The organism is Roseateles sp. UC29_93, from assembly GCF_042695725.1.
Taxonomy (GTDB): Bacteria; Pseudomonadota; Gammaproteobacteria; order Burkholderiales; family Burkholderiaceae_C; genus Roseateles; species Roseateles noduli_A.
Map to the genome: position 1 here is coordinate 4,178,613 of NZ_CP170545.1, position 16,697 is coordinate 4,195,309.

Genomic DNA, 16,697 nt, shown 5'->3' on the forward strand with positions numbered 1-16,697 from the left:
GACCGGCGCCGCCAGGCACGCCGCGAAGTACGTGGCGAAGAAGGCGGTCACGCCGGTCGCCAAGAGCACCTTCAGGAGCGCCGCGCCCAGCGACGACAACGTGCCTGGCGTGGACGCTTCCAAGATGATCGATGCCCGCATCGCGGAGCTCGGCGACTGGCGCGGCGAGTTGCTCGCGCGGCTGCGCCAGCTCATGAAGGAGGCGGTGCCGGGTGTCGAGGAGACGTGGAAATGGCGTGGCACGCCGGTGTTCGAGCACAACGGCCAGATCTGCACCGGCGAGACCTACAAGGAGGTCGTGAAGATGACCTTCGCGAAGGGCGCGAAGCTGGCGGATCCGGGCAAGCTCTTCAACTCGAGCCTCGACGGCAACGCGCGCCGCGCCATCGACGTCCGCAAGGGCGAGAAGATCGATGAGACGGCGTTGAAGGCGCTGTTCAAGGCGGCCGCGGCGCTGAACGACGCGGCCGCCAAGCCGAAGAAGGCCAAGCCGGCGGCTTGAGGCCGCCGGCTCGGTGCTTCAGCTGTCAGCCGTTGTCAGCGGTCAGCCGTCGGTCTTCAGGCCTGCTGACTCGCGAAGGTCCTGCGGAACTCCGGCGCCGCGTCCTCGCGGGTGTTGACCTCGAGCATCAGGCGCCCCGGCATCCAGCAGAAGAAGCGCGAGCCGCGCGCATGCGAGATCAGCTCGGTCTCCATCGGCACGCCCGCGCCGAGCATGTCGGCGTGGATGCGCTGGAGATCCGTCAGCGTCGAGACCTCGACCCCGATGTGGAAGTTGCCGGGCCAATGGATGTCGCGATCGCGGGCGTCCTCGATGACGATGTCGAGGGCGTCCTTCTTCACGACGCGGCTGCTGCCCATCGAGAGCACGGCGAAGCCGAGGAAATGCTCGAAGAACGCGGCGGTCGCGGGAACGTCGTGGGAGGGGAAGCTCAGGTGGTTGAGCGTGGAACGGACCGTGGTGGTGTGCGTGGTCATGAAATGCCTATGCGCAAGCCGGCACGACGCTGAGGCGTCGGAATGCCAGTGGGGTTGCGCGTTGGCTGACGTAAACGCTTACGGCCCGGTGCCAGGGTGATGGCTGCGTAGCGGTTGTCATCGTAGTGGCGCCGCGCGAACGCGGTCAAGCGCGAGGATGCCGAGCGGCCCGTCGTCGTGCGATCAGCGGATGAGCGCCTTCATCGATCCCGTCGCGCCGTCCGGAACGTGATCGACCAGCGCAGCCGTTCCACCGGCGCGACGCTGTGCTGCCACGCCCATCGCGACGGTCCTCGCAGCGCGTAGATCGATCGCGGCTCGACGCTCACCTTGATGACGTCGGCGCGCTTGGGCGCATCGGGCGGGTAGGGGCGGAAGCGCAGCGTCGCGGCCGCGCCCAGCGAGACGCCGAAGACCTCCTCGAAGTCCGGCACGTCGCGATGCCAGCCCAGCGGCGTGCCGGGCGAGTACTCGGCCACCAGCGCGTGCACGAGCGCCTCCGGCGCAATACCTGCCCATTCCGCGACGCGCTGCCGCAGTGGCTCCAGTTCCTCGATGAGCGCCTGTGCCGGGCGCAGCCGGTTGGTGTCGTAGTCGAAGCTGCCGCCGTAGCTGATGACGCGGCGCCGCGCGGTGTACGCCTTGTACTGCGCAGCCTCCAGCGGCAGCGAGCGGATCAGCTCGATCAACGTTTCTTCCTTCTCCGACGACAGGAAGCCCGAGCGATACGTCATGCCCTCGGGCAACGCGTCGGCGGGCGGGTCGAGATCGAAGAGCGAGGTCTGGTCGGCGGGGGCCATGCGGCAGTGTTCCGGCGGGTCAAAAATCCGCCGCTGTCGACACAGGGAGGACGCATGACCGAAGCAGTCATCAAGAAATCATTCTGGCGCGAGTGGGGCATCCTGATCGGGTTCGCGGTCTTCGCGGTTGCGGCGATCGGCGCGTTCCGCATGTGGACCGAGTACAAGGCCGAGCAGCCCATCGTCGAGCCGTACAAGCGCTACCTCAACGAGTTGGCGGCGGCCTCGCCGGGTGCGACGGCGTTCCTCCAGCAATACCGCGCCGTGCACCGTCGGGACAGCGTGGCCTCGATGCATTACCCCCACATGTGCGGCGCGATGACCCGCCTCGCGGAAGGCGAGGGCGTCGATCCCGGAAAGATCGATCCGGGACAGGCGCCGACCTGCAGCCATCTGGGCAAGCTCATGCCGGAGCAGTTGGTGATCCCGTGAGGCGCTGAGGCCCGGCCAGGGCCAGGCCTCAAGCGCCCAGGTAGTTGTCCTTCACCCGGATGTAATGCTCGGCGGAGTACTTCAGGTAGGCGATCTCGTCGGCGGTCAGTTCGCGCACGGGCATCGCCGGTCGGCCGATGTAGAGGTGGCCGCTCTTGAGCACCTTGCCCGGCGACACCAGGCTGCCGGCGCCCAGCATCACGCGGTCTTCGATGACGACGTCGTCCATCACGATGCTGCCCATGCCGATCAGGCATTCGTTGCCGATGCGGCAGCCGTGCAGGATGACGGAGTGACCGACCGTCACGTGGTCCCCGATGATCAGCGGCGAGCCTTCCGGCTTCTTCGGGTTCTTGTGCGAGACGTGCCCCATCGTCAGGTCCTGCACGTTGGTGCCGGTGCCGATCACAATGCGGTTCACGTCGCCCCGCAGCACCGTGTTGCACCAGACCGAGCTGTCGGGACCGAGGGTCACGTCGCCGATCACCTGGGCGGATCCATGGACGAAGACGCGCTCGGCGAGCACCGGGGCGGTATCGAGGTAAGGGGACAGCGGCATGGCGGGCGAGGGCGGGCAGCGGAAGAAGAAGGCCATTGTCGCGGCGTCGAAGAAGACCGCCGCGAAGCCTGCTGCCAAAACCACAGCCAAGCCGACTGCGAAACCGGCTGCGAAACCGGCTGCCAAACGGGCAGTCAAACGCGCGACGAAGCCCGCCGCCAAGGCGCCGCGCGAGAAGCGCCATCACCACTACGTCTACGTCGTCGAGCTCGCCGACCAGGTCTGGAACGAGCCGCGCTTCCGCAAGTCGAATCCGGACTACCGCCTCGGCATGCCCTTCGTCTACGTCGGCATGACGGGGCTCGATCCCGACCTGCGCTTCGACAAGCACAAGGCCGGCATCCAGTCCAACCGCTTCGTCTTCGACTACGGCCTGCGCCTGCTGCCGCAGCTGTACGAGGTCTACAACCCCATGCCCTACGAGGCCGCGCGGGAGATGGAGGTGGAGCTCGCCATCGGCCTGCGCGAGGCCGGGTACGGGGTCTGGCAGGCCTGAATGGCCGGCCCGACGCTGTTCCGATACAGCCCTGCGGCATGATGGCCCGGCCCTTCGTGCAGGAGCAGAGATGACCGCCACGTCCCCCACCGCCGCCACGCCCGTGGCGCTCCCCGACCTACGCCGACGTCGAGGCCGCCGCCCGCCGCATCGACGGTCAGACGCATCGCACGCCGGTGCTGACCTCGCGCACCGTCGACGAGCTGCTCGGCGCGCAGGTGTTCTTCAAGTGCGAGAACTTCCAGCGCATGGGCGCCTTCAAGTTCCGCGGCGCGTTCAACGCGCTGTCGCGCTTCACGCCGGAACAGCGCCGCTTCGGCGTGGTGACGTTCTCGTCGGGCAACCATGCGCAGGCGATCGCGCTGTCCGCGCGGATCCTCGGGATGCCGGCGACCATCGTCATGCCCAAGGACGCGCCCGCGGCCAAGATCGCCGCCACGCGCGGCTACGGCGGCAACGTCGTCCTTTATGACCGCTACACCGAGGACCGCCAGCAGATCGGCCGCGACCTGGCCGAGAAGCACGGCCTGACCCTGATCCCGCCGTTCGACCACCCCGACGTGCTGACGGGGCAGGGCACCGCCGCGAAGGAGCTGTTCGACGAGGTCGGCGCGCTCGACACCGTCTTCGCGCCGCTGGGCGGCGGCGGCCTGCTGTCGGGCACGGCACTGTCGACGCGCGCGCTCTCGCCGAAGGCGACGCTGTACGGCGTCGAACCCGAGGCGGGCAACGACGGCCAGCAGTCGTTCCGCAGCGGCGCCATCGTCGCCATCGACACGCCCCGCACCATCGCCGACGGCGCGCAGACGCCCCACCTGGGCGATATCACCTTCGCGCTGATCCGCCAGCACGTCGACGACGTCCTCACCGCGACCGACGCGGAACTGGTCGACGCGATGGGCTTTTTCGCGTCGCGGATGAAGATGCTGGTCGAGCCGACCGGCTGCCTGGGTTTCGCCGCCGCGAAGGCGATGAAGGATCAGTTGAAAGGCCTGCGCGTCGGCATCGTCATCAGCGGGGGCAACGTCGACATGGCGCGCTTCTGCGAGCTCGTCGTCGCCGCCCCGGGGGCTTGACCGGGGGGCGCTGGGCGCTCCGCGTTACCGTCCGTCACAGCTGAAAGGGACGCGAGCCCGTCGGCGTGACCTTGGTCAATGTCGCCGCCGCAGGTCGATGCCCAGAATGCATCTGCCATCCGACATCAGACAGCAAGGGGATTCCCGCGTGCAAGCTCATCTCATCGACTCCGTCGGCGCCGCCGGCAAGAATCGCAAGGCCGACGTCGAATCCGTCCAGCGTCTGCTGACGGCCCGTCATCTCTATCGCGGTCGCGTCGACGGCCTGTGCGGCCCGCTGACGGTCGACGGCATCCTGCGCTTCCAGCGCGGCTTCATGAGCAAGCCCGACGGGCGCGTCGACCCCAACGGCCGCACCTTCAAGCGCCTGAGCGCGCCCGCCGAGTCCGCGAGCACGCACGCCGCCACGCCGGCCGCGCGCGTCGCGCCGGCCGCCGCCGCCCGCCCGGTCACCGCCGCTCGCCCCACCTCCACGGCCACGCCCACGCACACCGCCACGGCGGCGTCGACCACCAGCGCCGGCAGCACCTCCGCCGCGACGCCCCAGCATGTCGCCGCCAGCGGCGACGCCGGCAGCGCCCGCGCCCTGCTGACCACGCTCGTGCCGCGGCCCGACGCGCACACGATGAACCCCGGCCTGGTGGCCGTGTCCTCGTCCTACATGGTCCAGGCGCTGGGCCAGCCGCGTCACTCGTACTCGCAGGACTGCCAGCCGCTGACCAACGAGAAGCTGAAGAAGCACATCGTGTCGAAGTCGGTGGGCCCGTTCAAGGCCACCGGCCTGGACCTGGCCGTCGACAGCCTGGCCGCCGTGATGGAAGACATCCGCAAGGAGCAGCCCGCCGTCTACGCCGCGCTGGGCACCGCCGGCATGCTCTGCTGCCGCAACATCCGCGGCTCGACGACCGGCATCTCCAACCACTCGTGGGGCACGGCGATCGACCTGACCCTCAACGGCGTCCTGGACCGCCGCGGCGACAGCAAGGTGCAGGTCGGCCTGACGCTGATCGCGCCGATCTTCAATCGCCACGGCTGGTATTGGGGCGCCGCGTTCCGCACCGAGGACGCGATGCACTTCGAGGCCAGCCGCTCGCTGGTCGCGCAGTGGGCGCCGCGCCTGGTCTGAGCCACCTCGCCTGATCTGCCGGCCGGCGACCGCGGTCGCTGGCCCCGAGCGTCGGTCCCGAGCATCGGGGGTGCCGCCCGCCGCGACACCCGTTGTTTCAATCTCCGCGACGCGCGCCCACCGGTGCGCGTCGCCGCATGGATACTTGTCGTCATGAAGCTCCGCCTGATCTCCGCCTTCCGCCTGCTGGCCCTGTCGGGCCTGGTGATGACCGCCGCCTGCCAGCCCACGCTGGCCGCCTGCAACGTGGCCACGCTGCCCGACGGCTGGGCCGCGGGATCGGCGCGCTGGGACGGCGCCTGCGCCGCCGACCGGGCCGACGGCCTGGGCGTGCTCAAGGAGCAGCAGGGCGCCGCCGTGAAGCGCATGTTCCTCGGCCGCGTGGCCAAGGGCGAAATGGCGCTGGGCGTCGTTGACATCCCCGACCAGGGCTACATGGCCGGCCGCTTCGAGCAGGGCAAGCTCGTCCCCAGCGACGACCGCCAGGTGTTCATCCAGGCCTTCGACGAGGCCGCGAAGGCCGCCACGTCGGTCGCGGACCGCTTCGAGAAGGCCGGCAACGCCGCCTCGGCGAAGTTCTACCGCGCCAAGGCCAAGGCCCTGCGCGAGCAGATGGACTGAGCCCTGCTGACAGGGCGCGCCGCGGCGCTCGCTACAGTCGATCGCATGACCGACAGCCCCCGCGCCTGGATCCGCCTGCCCTCCGGGGCGGCGCTCGACCTGATCAATCCGTCCCCCGACGCCTGGACCGACGAGGACCTCGCGCTGCGCCTGGCGCGCACCTACCGGTGGGGCGGCGAGTCCGTCTGGCCCTGGCCGCTGTCGGTCGCGCAGCATTCGCTGCTGGTGCTCGCGCTGCGCCGGTCATGGGCTGAGGAGGGCGGCGAACCCTTGTCGCCCGCGCTGCAGCGCGCGGAGCTCCTGCACGACGCGGAGGAGGGCTTCCTCGGGTTCGATTGCATCTCGCCGCTCAAGCGCGTGCTGGGCGAGCCCTTCCGCGTTGTCGGCGACCGGTTGATGGCGGCGATCGCCGTCCGATATCAACTGCCCGCGTGGACGCCCGACACGCACGCCACGCACAAGCGCGCCGACAGCACCGCCGCCGCGACCGAAGCCGTGCGCTGCACGGGCTGGTCCGAGCTCGAAGTGCGTGAGGTGCTGGGCATCACCCACCCGGTGCTGGACGCGGATCCCTTGCATGCCGCGTACGGTGGGACGCCGTGGGAACCTTGGCCGTCGGATATCGCCGCGGGGCGGTTCCTGGAAGCACTGCGCCGGCTCAATACCTGACCCCAGGCGCTTCCCGGCGAGCAGGCGCCGCACACCTGGCGGACACGGCTGCCGATGTGGAATTCAGATGTGCCGCGCGATCGACCGCCAGGCGGCTTCGGCCAGGATCGCCCCCCGGTCCGCCGGGCTCGCCAGCCGGCGCCCCGCCAGCCACGAGCGGCTGTACCACTCCGCCGCGCCCAGCACGAGCGCCGGGATCAGTTCCTCCGGCAGCGGCATCACGCGCCCGTACTTCACGTCGCGCGCGAAACACGCGTCGATCGGCGCGTATCGCGCCGCGATCCGCACCCGGAGGTCGTCGCCGAACGGCCCGCCCGCGACCACTTCGCGGGCGATGAAGTAGAAACGCGCCAGCTCCGCATGCTCGGTGATCCAGTCCACATAGGCGGTGATCAGGGCGTCAACCACCGCATGGCTGTCCTCCAGCCCGCCGATCCGCGCCGAGATGGCGCGGCTCTGGTCGTCCACCGCCGCGAACAGCAGCGCCGCGACCACGCCTTCCTTGTTCTTGAAGTGGTGATAGATCGTGCCCACACTCTGGCCGCTGGCCGCGCGCAGGTCGTCGATCGTCGTGGCCTCGATGCCGCGGGCGTTGAAGGCCGACAAGGCCTGCGCCAGGATCAGCCGCTTGGTCTCGGCGCGGTCCTCCGGATAGGCGGCCTTCAGTACTTGCTCGGTCCTCGCGACGGCCTTGGCGGTCTTCGTGGGCATGATTAGAATAATCTTCTAGAGTTGTCGGCGATCCCGTCCGGGGATCTGGAGATCGCGGGGCTGTAGCCGCGATCATCCCTCAAAGAACATGGTGTCCGCGCACGCATGAAACCCTCTTTGCTGCCCGTCCTGAACGCCCTCGGTGTCCTGGACAACCCAAACCGGCCATTGCTCCCGCATCTGCAGCCGGCTTCCGGCGATCGTCGCGCGATGGCCTATGCCAGCAGCGCGCAGAACGTCGATGCGCGCTCGCTGGACGACGCGTTGGCGTCGGGGCTCTATGCGGTCAACGTCACGCTGGGTCATGTCGCAGGCAGTGACGATGCGCGCTCTGCCACGGAGCGCGACATCGCCGGCTGGGACGCGTTCATCGCGGCGCATCCGCAGTTGCTGAAGGTGGGCACGGGCGAGGACCTCGCCGCGGCGCGCCGGGACGGCCGCATCGGCGTGATCTACGGTTTCCAGAACACCGAGATGCTGGGCACCGACGTGGCGGCCGTGGACCACTTCGCCGACCTGGGCGTGCGGGTGATCCAGCTGACCTACAACGGCCGCAACGCGGTGGGCTGCGGCGCGACGGTGCAGGACGACGACGGCCTGAGCGCCTTTGGCGCCGAGGTGGTCGAGCGCCTGCAGCAGCGGCGGGTGCTGGTCGACCTGAGCCACAGCAGCGAGCGCACCTGCCTGGACACGCTGCGGCGGGCGCACCAGCCGGTGGCGATCACGCACACCGGCTGCCGCGCGATCGCCGATCATCCGCGCAACAAGAGCGACACCGAGCTGCGGCTGCTCGCCGAGCGGGGTGGGGTGGTCGGGCTGTACTTCATGCCTTACCTGCGGATGAGCGGGCAGCCGCATGCGGAAGACCTGATCGCGCATCTGGAGCATGCGATCGACGTCTGCGGCGAGGACCACGTGGGCCTCGGCTCCGACGGCGGCAGCACGCACTACGACGACATGGCCGCCTACCGCAAGCACCTCGAGGACGAGATCGCGCTACGCCGCAGCCTGGGCATCGGCGCGCCGGGCGAGACGGCGGACGTGGGGCTGTTCCTGCCGGACCTGTGCGGGCCGGACCAGTACCAGCAGCTGGCGCGGCTGCTGTCGGCGCGGGGACACCGCGCGGCGCGCATCGAGAAGATTCTGCACGGCAACTTCCGCCGGCTGATGACGGAGACCTGGGAATGACAAGAACGACGAAGTGCCGGCTGACCGCCATGCATGCCGCGACGCGGGCCGCGCTGGGTGCGGCCTTGTGTGCGGTGCTCTGGGCGCCGGCCGCCCGCGCGCACGACGATCACGAGCGCAATTGGGCGCCGACGGCCGCCGATGCTCATGCCGCCCAGGCCGCGTTGCCTGCGCCGCAGGTGCTGCCGGGCGCGAAGGCGCAGCTGTCGCAGGTCCAGATCCACGGCATGACCGTCGGCCGGCAGGCGCTCAGCCGGCAGGGCGACGAGGTGCTGGTCGACTACGCCTTCAGCGAGCGCGGCCGCGGCGATCAGCTCCGCGCGCGCTGGACGCTCGATGCGCGCGGCCTGCCGCTGCGCTACGAGGCCGAAGGCAATGACTACTGGAAGGTTCCGCTCACCGAGCGCTTCGACCGCGCGGACGGCAAGGCGTCGTGGAAGAACCGCGTGGAGCAGGGCGGCGCGGCGTGGCCGGAAGCGGGCGCCTTCTACCTGCCCGCCAACGCCCCGCCGGAGTTCACCGGCGTGCTCGCGCGCGCGCTGCTGAAGGCGCCGGGGCAACGCCTGGCCCTGCTGCCGGCGGGCGAGGCGACGCTCGCGAAGGGACCGACGATCGCGGCGGGCGGACGTCGGCTGACCTTGCATCTGATTTCGGGCATCGACTTCACGCCGGTGGCGGTGTGGCTGGACGAGCGCCTGCAGACTGCCGCCGTGATCGACGACTGGTTCGAGGTGCTGGAGGCGCGCGACGTGCCGGCGCTGGCGCGGCTCTCCGCGGCGCAGCGCGACGCGGACAAGCGCTGGTCCGCGGACCTGGCGAAGCGGATGACGCATGTGCCGCAGGGCGACCTGCTGATCCGCCATGCGCGGCTGTTCGAGCCGCGCGACCTGACGGCGCGGGAAGACATGCGGGTGCTGATCCGCGGCGGCTTCATCGTGCGCGTCGAGCCCGACGATGCTTCCCCGGCGCCGGCGGGCACGGAGGTCATCGAGGCCGCTGGCCGATTCCTGATGCCGGGGCTGTGGGACGTGCACCAGCACTTCTCCGGCACGGACGGTGTCTTCGACCTGATCGCCGGCGTGACCAGCGCGCGCGACATGGCCAACGACAACGTCCCGCTGATCGAGCGCGTGAAGCGCTTCGATGCCGGGACCGAGCTCGGTCCGCGCGTGGTGAAGGCCGGCATCGTCGAAGGCGTGGGACCGCTGGCCGGTCCGACCGACGTGCGCGTCGAGACCGTCGAGCAGGCGCGCAAGGCGGTCGACTGGTACGCCGATCGCGGCTACGAGCAGATCAAGATCTATTCGTCCTTCAAGCCGGAGCTGGTGCGCCCCATCGCCGACATGGCGCATGCGCGCGGCCTGCGCGTCAGCGGCCACGTGCCCGCGTTCATGCGGGCGGGGCAGTTCATCGACGCTGGCGCGGACGAGATCCAGCACCTGAACTTCATCGTGCTGAATTTCTTCCCCGAGGTCGCCGACACGCGCGGCAAGGACCGCTACACGGTGATGGCGGAGAAGCTGCTGCAGCTGGACCTCGACAGCGCGCCGGTGACGGGATTCATCGCGGAGCTGCGGCGTCGTCACACGGTGCTCGACCCGACGGTGGCGATCCTGGAGGGCTTGTACTCGGGCGCGCCGGGCGAGCCGCCCGCGGCGCTGAAGGGCATGGCCGAGCGCTTCCCGCCGACCGTGCGGCGGCGGCTGCTGTCCGGCGCGGTGGCGGTGCCGCCGGGCAAGGAGGAGGCGTACCGGCAGGCGCTGCCGCGGCTGCTGCAGCTGGTCAAGCGGCTGCACGACAGCGGCGTGACGCTGATGCCGGGCACGGATGCGTTCGCGGGCTACACGCTGCACCGCGAGCTGGAGCTCTACGTGCGCGCCGGCATCCCCAACGCGGAAGTGCTGCGCCTGGCGACGCTGACGCCGGCGCAGGTGCTGGGCGTCGCGGGGCAACGCGGCGAGATCGCGGCGGGCAAGCAGGCGGACATGGTGCTGCTGGACGGCGATCCGCTGAAGGACATCGCCGCGCTGCGGCAGGTGGTGAAGACGATCAAGGCGGGGCGGGTGTTTGATCCGGCCCAGCTGGAAGCGGCGATGGGGATGACGAAATGAGGAGCCTTCGATGAGCACGACCCACGACACCATCCACCGCTTCAACAGCGGCCTCGTCCTCCCCGCCAGCGTCCCGTTCCCCGAGGGCACGGCCTTCGGGCCGTTCGTGTTCCTGTCGGGTCAGCTGGGCAACAAGCCCGGCACGCTGGAGCTGGTGGAAGGCGGCATCCGCGCCGAGGCGCTCCAGACGCTGCGCAACATCGAGACCGCGCTCCAGGCGCAGGGCCTCGGCGTCGAGCACCTGATGCGCTGCACGGTGATGCTCGCCGACATGGCGGAGTGGGGCGTCTTCAACGAGGTCTACCGCGCGTTCTTCGGCGACCGGCCGCTGCCGGCGCGCAGCGCGTTCGGTTGCAACGGGCTGGCGCTGGGCGCGCGCGTCGAGATCGAATGCACCGCCGCGCGCCCGGCAGCCTGACGCAGGATCCGCGCCTTACGGCGCCGGCTGGAAAGCCACGGCCGTCACGACGCGCGTCGATTGGTTGTATCGGTCCGAAGTGACGATCACCGCGGTCACGCGTTCCATCAACTTGTAGTCCGCCGGGCAGACCCGGTTGATCGAGGCTGCGCTGTGCTGCGTCGTCGTGCCGTTGGCATTGGTCACGTTGAGGAAACACGTGCCCTCGATGGGGCGCGTCATGACCGGACTCTCGATCGTGCCTGTCGTCTCGTTCAACGTGAAGCCGGCCGGCAGCCCGAACTGCGGATCGCGCACCTCCACCTTCAAGCCTTTGAGACAGGCCTGCGTCATACCGCGCGCCTGGAGCGTCCAGGTATTGCGCTGGTTCAGCTTGTAGGTCAGCGCGTCCTGCGCCACCTGGCCGGTGAGCGGCACGCTGGGCGTGAAGTAGACGTCGGCGCGTTCGCCGGTGACCTCGCAGTCATCGTCGCCGCCGCCCCCGCAACCGTTGAGCAGCCCCGCGACGGCCAACGCCGCCAGAACGGCCATCACGCCGCGTCCCCAGGACTTCGAAATCCGCGCCATCACTCACTCCCCGACTTGTCGCGTTTGTTGCTGAAGGGGCGGGATGCTAAAGGGCGCGCGCGTGGCTTCCGCGCGAATGCGTCCCCCGCGTCGGGGGGAGGCGCCGTGATGGATGCCGCAGTGACATCGCTACCAGTCAAGCAGGGTGCGATTGAAGGGCCGCGCGAGCGATCCGTCGCGCGGCCTCCTGCGACCTCATGCAGCTTCGAGCGGCTCAGAAGCCCTTCATGTCATACCGCACCCCGACCCAGGCCTGACGGCCCAGACCCTGGTACGAGTAGACCGGCTGCACGTCGCGATCGGCGACGTTGAGGACCTTGGCCTCCAGGCGCCACTGCGGCAGGAAGCGCCAGGTCGCGCGCAGGTCCGTCACCGCGTAGGCGCCGAGTTGCGCGCCGACATCGGGCCGCGCGCCGACTTCCGTCAGCGAAGCCCCGACGCTCCACACGCCGGTGTCGTAGTCGGCGGAGACGCTCTCCTGATGCGCCGCGCGACGCGGCAGGCGCGCGCCGGTCTCCACATTGCGCGCGTCGAGGAAGTCGACCGTCGCGGTCAGGCTCAGGTTGCCGAAGCGATGCGCGCCGGACAGCGTCGCGCCCTGCAGCTTGGCGCGACCGATGTTGTCCGCGCAGCCGAAGAAGCCCGTCGGGCATTCGGTGCCGGTGGGATCGGGGTTGTAGACGATCAGGTCGCGGACCTTGTTGCGGTACATCGTGGCTGAGGCGCTGCTCGCGCCGGAGCGCCAGTTCACGCCGAGTTCGATGCTGCGACCGCGTTCGGGCTGGATGTCCGGGACGACCATAGAACGGGAAGTACAGGTCGTTGAAGGTCGGCGCGCGGAAGCTGGTGCCGGCGAGGGCGCGCACCTTGAGGGTCTCGGTGATCGCGTAGCTCGCGCCCAGCGTGCCGGTCGTGAAGCCGCCGTAGGCGGAGTTGTCGTCGCGGCGCAGGTTGGCCTGCAGCGAGGTCGCGCCGAACTGGCCCGTGTAGCCGGCGATGTAGGCGTTGTTGTTGCGCTTGAGCGCATCCGTCACCACGCCTTCGGCCTTCTCCGACAGATGCTCGTAGGCGAGCAGCAATTGCTGGTCCGGCGCCAGGCGCAGGGCGTTCTGCCAGGTGGCCTGATCACGGGTCGTCTTGAACGGCACGGGATCCGGCGCGCCGGAGCGCGAGTCGTCGATGCCGTGCGTCGCCAGCACGGTCGTCGTCCAGATCGGCGACAGCGTGCCGCGGTAATCGGCACTGACCACGCGGGTCGTCAGCCGGTTGCGGAAGTCCGGCGACGCATCCGGCAGGAAGTCCGGCGGATTGAAATTGGCGCTGTCGTACTGCGCGTTGAGCTTGTTCTGCGAGGCACTGACGCCGATGCGATGCCCCTCGGCCGGCGTGAAGCCCAGCCGCGCCGTGGCCGACGTGCGGCGGAAGCCGTCGCGGTCGGGGTTGTAGTAGCCGTTGATGTCGTTCGGGCGGATCGACGACACGCCGTCGCTGGTCTCGCGACCGATGCTGGCCGCGTAGTCGAAGCCGGCCTGCGCGCCGCTGAGCGCGAAGTCCGCCTTGCGCGAGTCGTACTCGCCGACGGCGACGCCGGCGGTGATGTTCAGCGGGCCTTGACCCCGCTTCGTGAAGATCTGGATCACGCCGCCGACCGCGTCCGAGCCGTACAGGCCCGAGGCGGGACCGCGCAGCACCTCGATGCGCTCGATCTGGTCGAGGCTCATCGACTCGAAGGCCGCCTGGCCCAGCGTCGCGGAGCCGACGCGCAGACCATCGATCATCACGATGGTGCTGTTGGTGTTGGTGCCGCGCAGCAGGTAGCCGGCGGTCTGTCCGGGACCGCCGTTCTGCAGGACCTGCAGGCCGGCGTAGCGGCGCAGGACCTCTTCGACGCTGGCGGCGCCGCTGTCGCGCAGGGTGTCGCGGTCGATCAGGACGACGTCGGCCACGCTCTTGCTCAGCGCCTGCGGCTCGCGGGTGCCGATGACGACGACGGGATCGAGGGAAGACTGCGCGAAGGCGCCCGTCGAGACGATGGACAGGGCGGGCAGGGCGACCAGCGCGGTCGCGGAAGCACGGGCGACGGCGCGCAACGCGGCGCGGGGAGAAGAGGGTTGCATGTCGGAATCGGATGAGCAGCGGCAGACGGCCGCTTCCCCGCGGCCGCATGCGGAATGGACGCACCATCCCCCTGGAGGGACGGCGACGATCCGCCTGTTGGCCGGTATCCGGGCTGTCGGAAGAATGAACCCGTGTTGCCTTCCCGGACGACCGTCCAGTGGTTTTCAGACACGAGCCGCGCGCTCTCAGCTTTCAGAAGAGGCGCGCCTTCCGCTTACCGTTGCGGGGGCAGCTCAGGTTGGGGCCACGACCGCGCGGGTGCGGCCCCTCCTGATTCCCGTTGAACTGCGCCGGCGGAAGGCCGGGCGCGAGCACCAACGGGGCGCATCATAACGGGAGGCCCCTCGACTTCGAGTCGTCTGGCGCGGGCACTCCACGACGCGAGGGGCATCCCTCCGGGAACCCCTCGCATCATTCCGGCCCCACCAGCACTCGCTGCCCGCGGGCCTGGGGCATGCGGGTGGACTGCGGGCCTTGTCCTTACATGAACAGGTGTTCGCCGGCGTTTTCTCCGCCGAGGACCACGTAGTTCACCTTGCGCAGATCGCCGAGGCTGCGGCCGCCGGCATAGGAGATGGAGCTCTGGAGGTCCTCTTCCATCTCGCGCAGCGTGTCGGCGAGGTGGCCCTTCACGGGCTCAAGGATGCGCTTGCCCTCGACGTGCTTGTACTCGCCCTTGTTGAAGTCGGACGCGGAGCCGTAGTACTCCTTGTAGCGCTTGCCGTCGACCTCGACGGTGTTGCCCGGCGACTCCTCATGACCCGCGAAGAGCGAGCCGATCATCACCATCGCAGCACCGAAACGCACGCTCTTGGCAATGTCGCCGTGATGGCGGATGCCGCCGTCGGCAATGATCGGTTTGGTCGCGACACGGGCACACCACTTCAGCGCCGAGAGCTGCCAGCCGCCGGTGCCGAAACCGGTCTTCAAGCGCGTGATGCAGACCTTGCCCGGACCGATGCCGACCTTGGTCGCGTCGGCGCCCCAGTTCTCGAGGTCGATGACGCCCTCGGGCGTGCCGACGTTGCCGGCGATGACGAAGGTGTCGGGCAGCTTGTGCTTGATGTGGCCGATCATGCGCTGCACGGCATCGGCGTGGCCGTGGGCGATGTCGATGGTGATGTAGTCGGCGCCGAGACCCTCGGCGGCCAGGCGGTCGATGAGGGCGTAGTCCGCCTCCTTCACGCCGGCGCTGATCGAGACCAGCAGGCCCTTGTCGCGCATCGTGCGGGCGAAGGCGATCGCATCGAGGTCGAAGCGGTGCATCACGTAGAAGTAGCCGTTGGCGGCCAGCCATTCGGTGATGGACTCGTCGACGACCGTCTTCATGTTCGCAGGCACCGCCGGCAGCTTGAAGCGGCGGGGGCCGAACTCGATGGAGGTGTCGCACTCGCTGCGGCTGTTCACGCGGCACTTGCGCGGCAGCAGCAGGATGTTGTCGTAGTCAAAGATTTCCATGGTCCAAAGTCGCAAAGTCGGGCTGCGTTGATGCAGTGCACGCCCTGGGCTGCGAGCGCTTGACTTGGGACCCGGCCAAAAAAACCGAGTCCCAAAATTTGGGCCCGGTGACCCATTCTACGCGTGCTGCGGGAAGTCCGCGCCGCGCTGCGGTGCAGCATGCATCGATCGGGGGCTTTTGGGCGCAGTTCGCTAAACTTCGCCCCCTTGGCCCTGCAACGGGCGACATCAGAAGACAAGCCACATGCATTCCGTCGTCATCAGCGGCACCGGTCTCTACCAGCCCCCGCACGTCATCACCAACGCCGAGCTGGTGGACTCGTTCAACCGCTACGTGGACCTGCAGAACGCCGAGCACGCCGAGGCCATCGCCGCCGGCACGCGCGAGGCGCTGGTGCACTCGAACGTGGAGTTCATCGAGAAGGCCTCGGGCATCAAGCAGCGCTACGTGATCGAGAAGGAAGGCGTGCTGGACCCGACGCGCATGTACCCGCGTTTCGAGGAGCGGGCGGACGACCAGCTGTCGCTGATGGCGGAGATCGCGGTCGACGCGTCGCGCAAGGCGCTGGCGGCCGCGGGCAGGAAGCCCGAGGACGTGGACGCGGTGTTCTGCTCGGCGGCGAACATGCAGCGCGCCTATCCGGCGATGGCGGTGGAGATCCAGCAGGCGCTGGGCGCGGGCGGCTACGGCTTCGACATGAACGTGGCGTGCTCGTCGGCGACCTTCGCGCTGGAGCAGGCGTACAACGCGGTGCGCTCGGGCGCGTCGAAGTGCGTGCTGATCGTGAATCCGGAGATCACCTCCGCGCATCTGGAATGGAAGGACCGCGACTGCCACTTCATCTTCGGCGACGTGTGCACGGCGATCGTCGTCGAGCGCGCCGATCTGGCGACCGCGCCTGAGCAGTGGGAGATCCTGGGCACGAAGCTGGCGACGCAGTTCTCCAACAACATCCGCAACAACTTCGGCTTCATGAACAAGGCCGAGGACAGCGATCCCAACGGTCGGGACAAGACCTTTCGCCAGGAGGGCCGCAAGGTCTTCAAGGAAGTGGTGCCGATCGCCGCGGCGCACATCGAGAACCACCTGGCCGCGCTGCACATCCAGCCCAATGACGTGAGCCGCTACTGGCTGCACCAGGCCAATCTGGGCATGAACCAGCTGGTGATCAAGAAGCTGGTCGGCGGCGAAGCCGGCGCGGAGATCGCGCCGCTGATCCTGGACACGTATGCGAACACGGCGTCGGCCGGCTCGGTGATCGCGTTCCACGAGCATCGCGCCAACCTCAAGCAGGGCGACCTGGGGGTGATCTGCTCGTTCGGGGCGGGGTACTCGGTGGGGAGCGTGATCGTCAAGAAGCGCTGAGCT

Annotated in this window: 15 protein-coding genes, 3 pseudogenes and 1 riboswitch; of the genes and pseudogenes, 11 read left to right on the forward strand and 7 right to left on the reverse strand. The window is 69.2% G+C overall.

The window, feature by feature from the left end; translation table 11 throughout:
- Positions 1 to 124: 124 nt before the first annotated feature.
- Positions 125 to 502 carry a DUF1801 domain-containing protein gene (locus ACFJIX_RS19495; protein WP_377161860.1) on the forward strand — a complete coding sequence of 126 codons (378 nt, stop codon included), beginning with the start codon at positions 125 to 127 and terminating at the stop codon, positions 500 to 502.
- Between the two features lie 56 nt (positions 503 to 558).
- Here the strand turns inward: ACFJIX_RS19495 and ACFJIX_RS19500 are convergent, their stop codons facing one another.
- The gene (locus ACFJIX_RS19500; RefSeq protein WP_377153941.1) at positions 559 to 978 is read right to left on the reverse strand and encodes a VOC family protein; all 420 of its coding nucleotides are present in this window, start codon (positions 976 to 978) and stop codon (positions 559 to 561) included.
- Positions 979 to 1,178: 200 nt separating this feature from the next.
- A complete protein-coding gene (locus ACFJIX_RS19505) occupies positions 1,179 to 1,778 on the reverse strand; it encodes an alpha-ketoglutarate-dependent dioxygenase AlkB (RefSeq protein WP_377153943.1) in 600 nt (199 codons plus the stop codon).
- 54 nt (positions 1,779 to 1,832) lie between these two features.
- On the opposite strand from ACFJIX_RS19505, the gene ACFJIX_RS19510 reads away from it, so the two are divergent.
- The gene (locus ACFJIX_RS19510; RefSeq protein WP_377153945.1) at positions 1,833 to 2,210 is read left to right on the forward strand and encodes a hypothetical protein; all 378 of its coding nucleotides are present in this window, start codon (positions 1,833 to 1,835) and stop codon (positions 2,208 to 2,210) included.
- 28 nt (positions 2,211 to 2,238) lie between these two features.
- On the opposite strand, the gene ACFJIX_RS19515 is transcribed toward ACFJIX_RS19510, so the two are convergent.
- Complete coding sequence (locus ACFJIX_RS19515) at positions 2,239 to 2,769, reverse strand: gamma carbonic anhydrase family protein (protein WP_377153947.1); 531 nt, start codon at positions 2,767 to 2,769, stop codon at positions 2,239 to 2,241.
- Positions 2,770 to 2,944: 175 nt separating this feature from the next.
- Here ACFJIX_RS19515 and ACFJIX_RS19520 point away from each other — a divergent pair.
- The 5 genes and pseudogenes from ACFJIX_RS19520 to ACFJIX_RS19540 all read left to right on the forward strand — a co-directional run.
- Positions 2,945 to 3,265 (forward strand): annotated as a pseudogene (locus tag ACFJIX_RS19520) (hypothetical protein); the annotation flags it as partial.
- A 113-nt stretch (positions 3,266 to 3,378) separates the two neighbouring features.
- A pseudogene (locus ACFJIX_RS19525) lies at positions 3,379 to 4,341 on the forward strand (threo-3-hydroxy-L-aspartate ammonia-lyase); the annotation flags it as partial.
- A gap of 148 nt (positions 4,342 to 4,489) precedes the next feature.
- Positions 4,490 to 5,467 carry a M15 family metallopeptidase gene (locus ACFJIX_RS19530; protein ID WP_377153949.1) on the forward strand — a complete coding sequence of 326 codons (978 nt, stop codon included), beginning with the start codon at positions 4,490 to 4,492 and terminating at the stop codon, positions 5,465 to 5,467.
- A 153-nt stretch (positions 5,468 to 5,620) separates the two neighbouring features.
- Positions 5,621 to 6,088 (forward strand): hypothetical protein, encoded by a 468-nt coding sequence (locus tag ACFJIX_RS19535; RefSeq protein WP_377153951.1) that lies wholly within the window; start codon positions 5,621 to 5,623, stop codon positions 6,086 to 6,088.
- 45 nt (positions 6,089 to 6,133) lie between these two features.
- Positions 6,134 to 6,757 (forward strand): phosphohydrolase, encoded by a 624-nt coding sequence (locus ACFJIX_RS19540; RefSeq protein WP_377153953.1) that lies wholly within the window; start codon positions 6,134 to 6,136, stop codon positions 6,755 to 6,757.
- Positions 6,758 to 6,820: 63 nt separating this feature from the next.
- Here ACFJIX_RS19540 and ACFJIX_RS19545 read toward each other — a convergent pair whose 3' ends face one another.
- On the reverse strand, positions 6,821 to 7,468 hold the full coding sequence (locus ACFJIX_RS19545) for a TetR/AcrR family transcriptional regulator (protein ID WP_377153955.1): 648 nt from the start codon (positions 7,466 to 7,468) through the stop codon (positions 6,821 to 6,823).
- 105 nt (positions 7,469 to 7,573) lie between these two features.
- On the opposite strand from ACFJIX_RS19545, the gene ACFJIX_RS19550 reads away from it, so the two are divergent.
- The 3 genes from ACFJIX_RS19550 to ACFJIX_RS19560 are packed head-to-tail and all read left to right on the forward strand — an operon-like array spanning position 7,574 to position 11,185.
- Positions 7,574 to 8,656: a dipeptidase gene (locus ACFJIX_RS19550; protein WP_377153957.1), complete on the forward strand. Its 1,083-nt coding sequence runs from the start codon at positions 7,574 to 7,576 to the stop codon at positions 8,654 to 8,656.
- The gene (locus ACFJIX_RS19555; RefSeq protein WP_377153959.1) at positions 8,653 to 10,767 is read left to right on the forward strand and encodes an amidohydrolase family protein; all 2,115 of its coding nucleotides are present in this window, start codon (positions 8,653 to 8,655) and stop codon (positions 10,765 to 10,767) included. Before ACFJIX_RS19550 ends, ACFJIX_RS19555 begins: the two co-directional genes overlap by 4 nt.
- Before the next feature lie 10 nt (positions 10,768 to 10,777).
- Positions 10,778 to 11,185 carry a RidA family protein gene (locus ACFJIX_RS19560; protein ID WP_377153960.1) on the forward strand — a complete coding sequence of 136 codons (408 nt, stop codon included), beginning with the start codon at positions 10,778 to 10,780 and terminating at the stop codon, positions 11,183 to 11,185.
- Between the two features lie 15 nt (positions 11,186 to 11,200).
- Here the strand turns inward: ACFJIX_RS19560 and ACFJIX_RS19565 are convergent, their stop codons facing one another.
- The 3 genes and pseudogenes from ACFJIX_RS19565 to ACFJIX_RS19575 form a co-directional block, all read right to left on the reverse strand.
- Positions 11,201 to 11,752 carry a hypothetical protein gene (locus ACFJIX_RS19565; protein ID WP_377153961.1) on the reverse strand — a complete coding sequence of 184 codons (552 nt, stop codon included), beginning with the start codon at positions 11,750 to 11,752 and terminating at the stop codon, positions 11,201 to 11,203.
- A gap of 214 nt (positions 11,753 to 11,966) precedes the next feature.
- A pseudogene (locus ACFJIX_RS19570) lies at positions 11,967 to 13,869 on the reverse strand (TonB-dependent receptor domain-containing protein).
- A gap of 81 nt (positions 13,870 to 13,950) precedes the next feature.
- A riboswitch (cobalamin riboswitch) is annotated at positions 13,951 to 14,204 on the reverse strand.
- A 146-nt stretch (positions 14,205 to 14,350) separates the two neighbouring features.
- Positions 14,351 to 15,328 carry a GMP reductase gene (locus ACFJIX_RS19575; RefSeq protein ID WP_377153962.1) on the reverse strand — a complete coding sequence of 326 codons (978 nt, stop codon included), beginning with the start codon at positions 15,326 to 15,328 and terminating at the stop codon, positions 14,351 to 14,353.
- Positions 15,329 to 15,572: 244 nt separating this feature from the next.
- Here ACFJIX_RS19575 and ACFJIX_RS19580 point away from each other — a divergent pair, with 244 nt between their 5' ends.
- Positions 15,573 to 16,694 (forward strand): beta-ketoacyl-ACP synthase III, encoded by a 1,122-nt coding sequence (locus tag ACFJIX_RS19580; RefSeq protein ID WP_377153963.1) that lies wholly within the window; start codon positions 15,573 to 15,575, stop codon positions 16,692 to 16,694.
- Positions 16,695 to 16,697: the final 3 nt, after the last annotated feature.

Excerpts from the sequence above, each read along its gene's own strand:
- ACFJIX_RS19535 (WP_377153951.1), top strand. The coding sequence starts at position 5,621 with ATGAAGCTCCGCCTGATCTCCGCCTTCCGCCTGCTGGCCCTGTCGGGC.
- ACFJIX_RS19540 (WP_377153953.1), top strand. The coding sequence starts at position 6,134 with ATGACCGACAGCCCCCGCGCCTGGATCCGCCTGCCCTCCGGGGCGGCG.
- ACFJIX_RS19505 (WP_377153943.1), bottom strand. The coding sequence starts at position 1,778 with ATGGCCCCCGCCGACCAGACCTCGCTCTTCGATCTCGACCCGCCCGCC.
- ACFJIX_RS19550 (WP_377153957.1), top strand. The coding sequence starts at position 7,574 with ATGAAACCCTCTTTGCTGCCCGTCCTGAACGCCCTCGGTGTCCTGGAC.
- ACFJIX_RS19580 (WP_377153963.1), top strand. The coding sequence starts at position 15,573 with ATGCATTCCGTCGTCATCAGCGGCACCGGTCTCTACCAGCCCCCGCAC.
- ACFJIX_RS19545 (WP_377153955.1), bottom strand. The coding sequence starts at position 7,468 with ATGCCCACGAAGACCGCCAAGGCCGTCGCGAGGACCGAGCAAGTACTG.
- ACFJIX_RS19565 (WP_377153961.1), bottom strand. The coding sequence starts at position 11,752 with ATGGCGCGGATTTCGAAGTCCTGGGGACGCGGCGTGATGGCCGTTCTG.
- ACFJIX_RS19575 (WP_377153962.1), bottom strand. The coding sequence starts at position 15,328 with ATGGAAATCTTTGACTACGACAACATCCTGCTGCTGCCGCGCAAGTGC.
- ACFJIX_RS19495 (WP_377161860.1), top strand. The coding sequence starts at position 125 with ATGATCGATGCCCGCATCGCGGAGCTCGGCGACTGGCGCGGCGAGTTG.
- ACFJIX_RS19500 (WP_377153941.1), bottom strand. The coding sequence starts at position 978 with ATGACCACGCACACCACCACGGTCCGTTCCACGCTCAACCACCTGAGC.
- ACFJIX_RS19560 (WP_377153960.1), top strand. The coding sequence starts at position 10,778 with ATGAGCACGACCCACGACACCATCCACCGCTTCAACAGCGGCCTCGTC.
- ACFJIX_RS19555 (WP_377153959.1), top strand. The coding sequence starts at position 8,653 with ATGACAAGAACGACGAAGTGCCGGCTGACCGCCATGCATGCCGCGACG.
- ACFJIX_RS19510 (WP_377153945.1), top strand. The coding sequence starts at position 1,833 with ATGACCGAAGCAGTCATCAAGAAATCATTCTGGCGCGAGTGGGGCATC.
- ACFJIX_RS19515 (WP_377153947.1), bottom strand. The coding sequence starts at position 2,769 with ATGCCGCTGTCCCCTTACCTCGATACCGCCCCGGTGCTCGCCGAGCGC.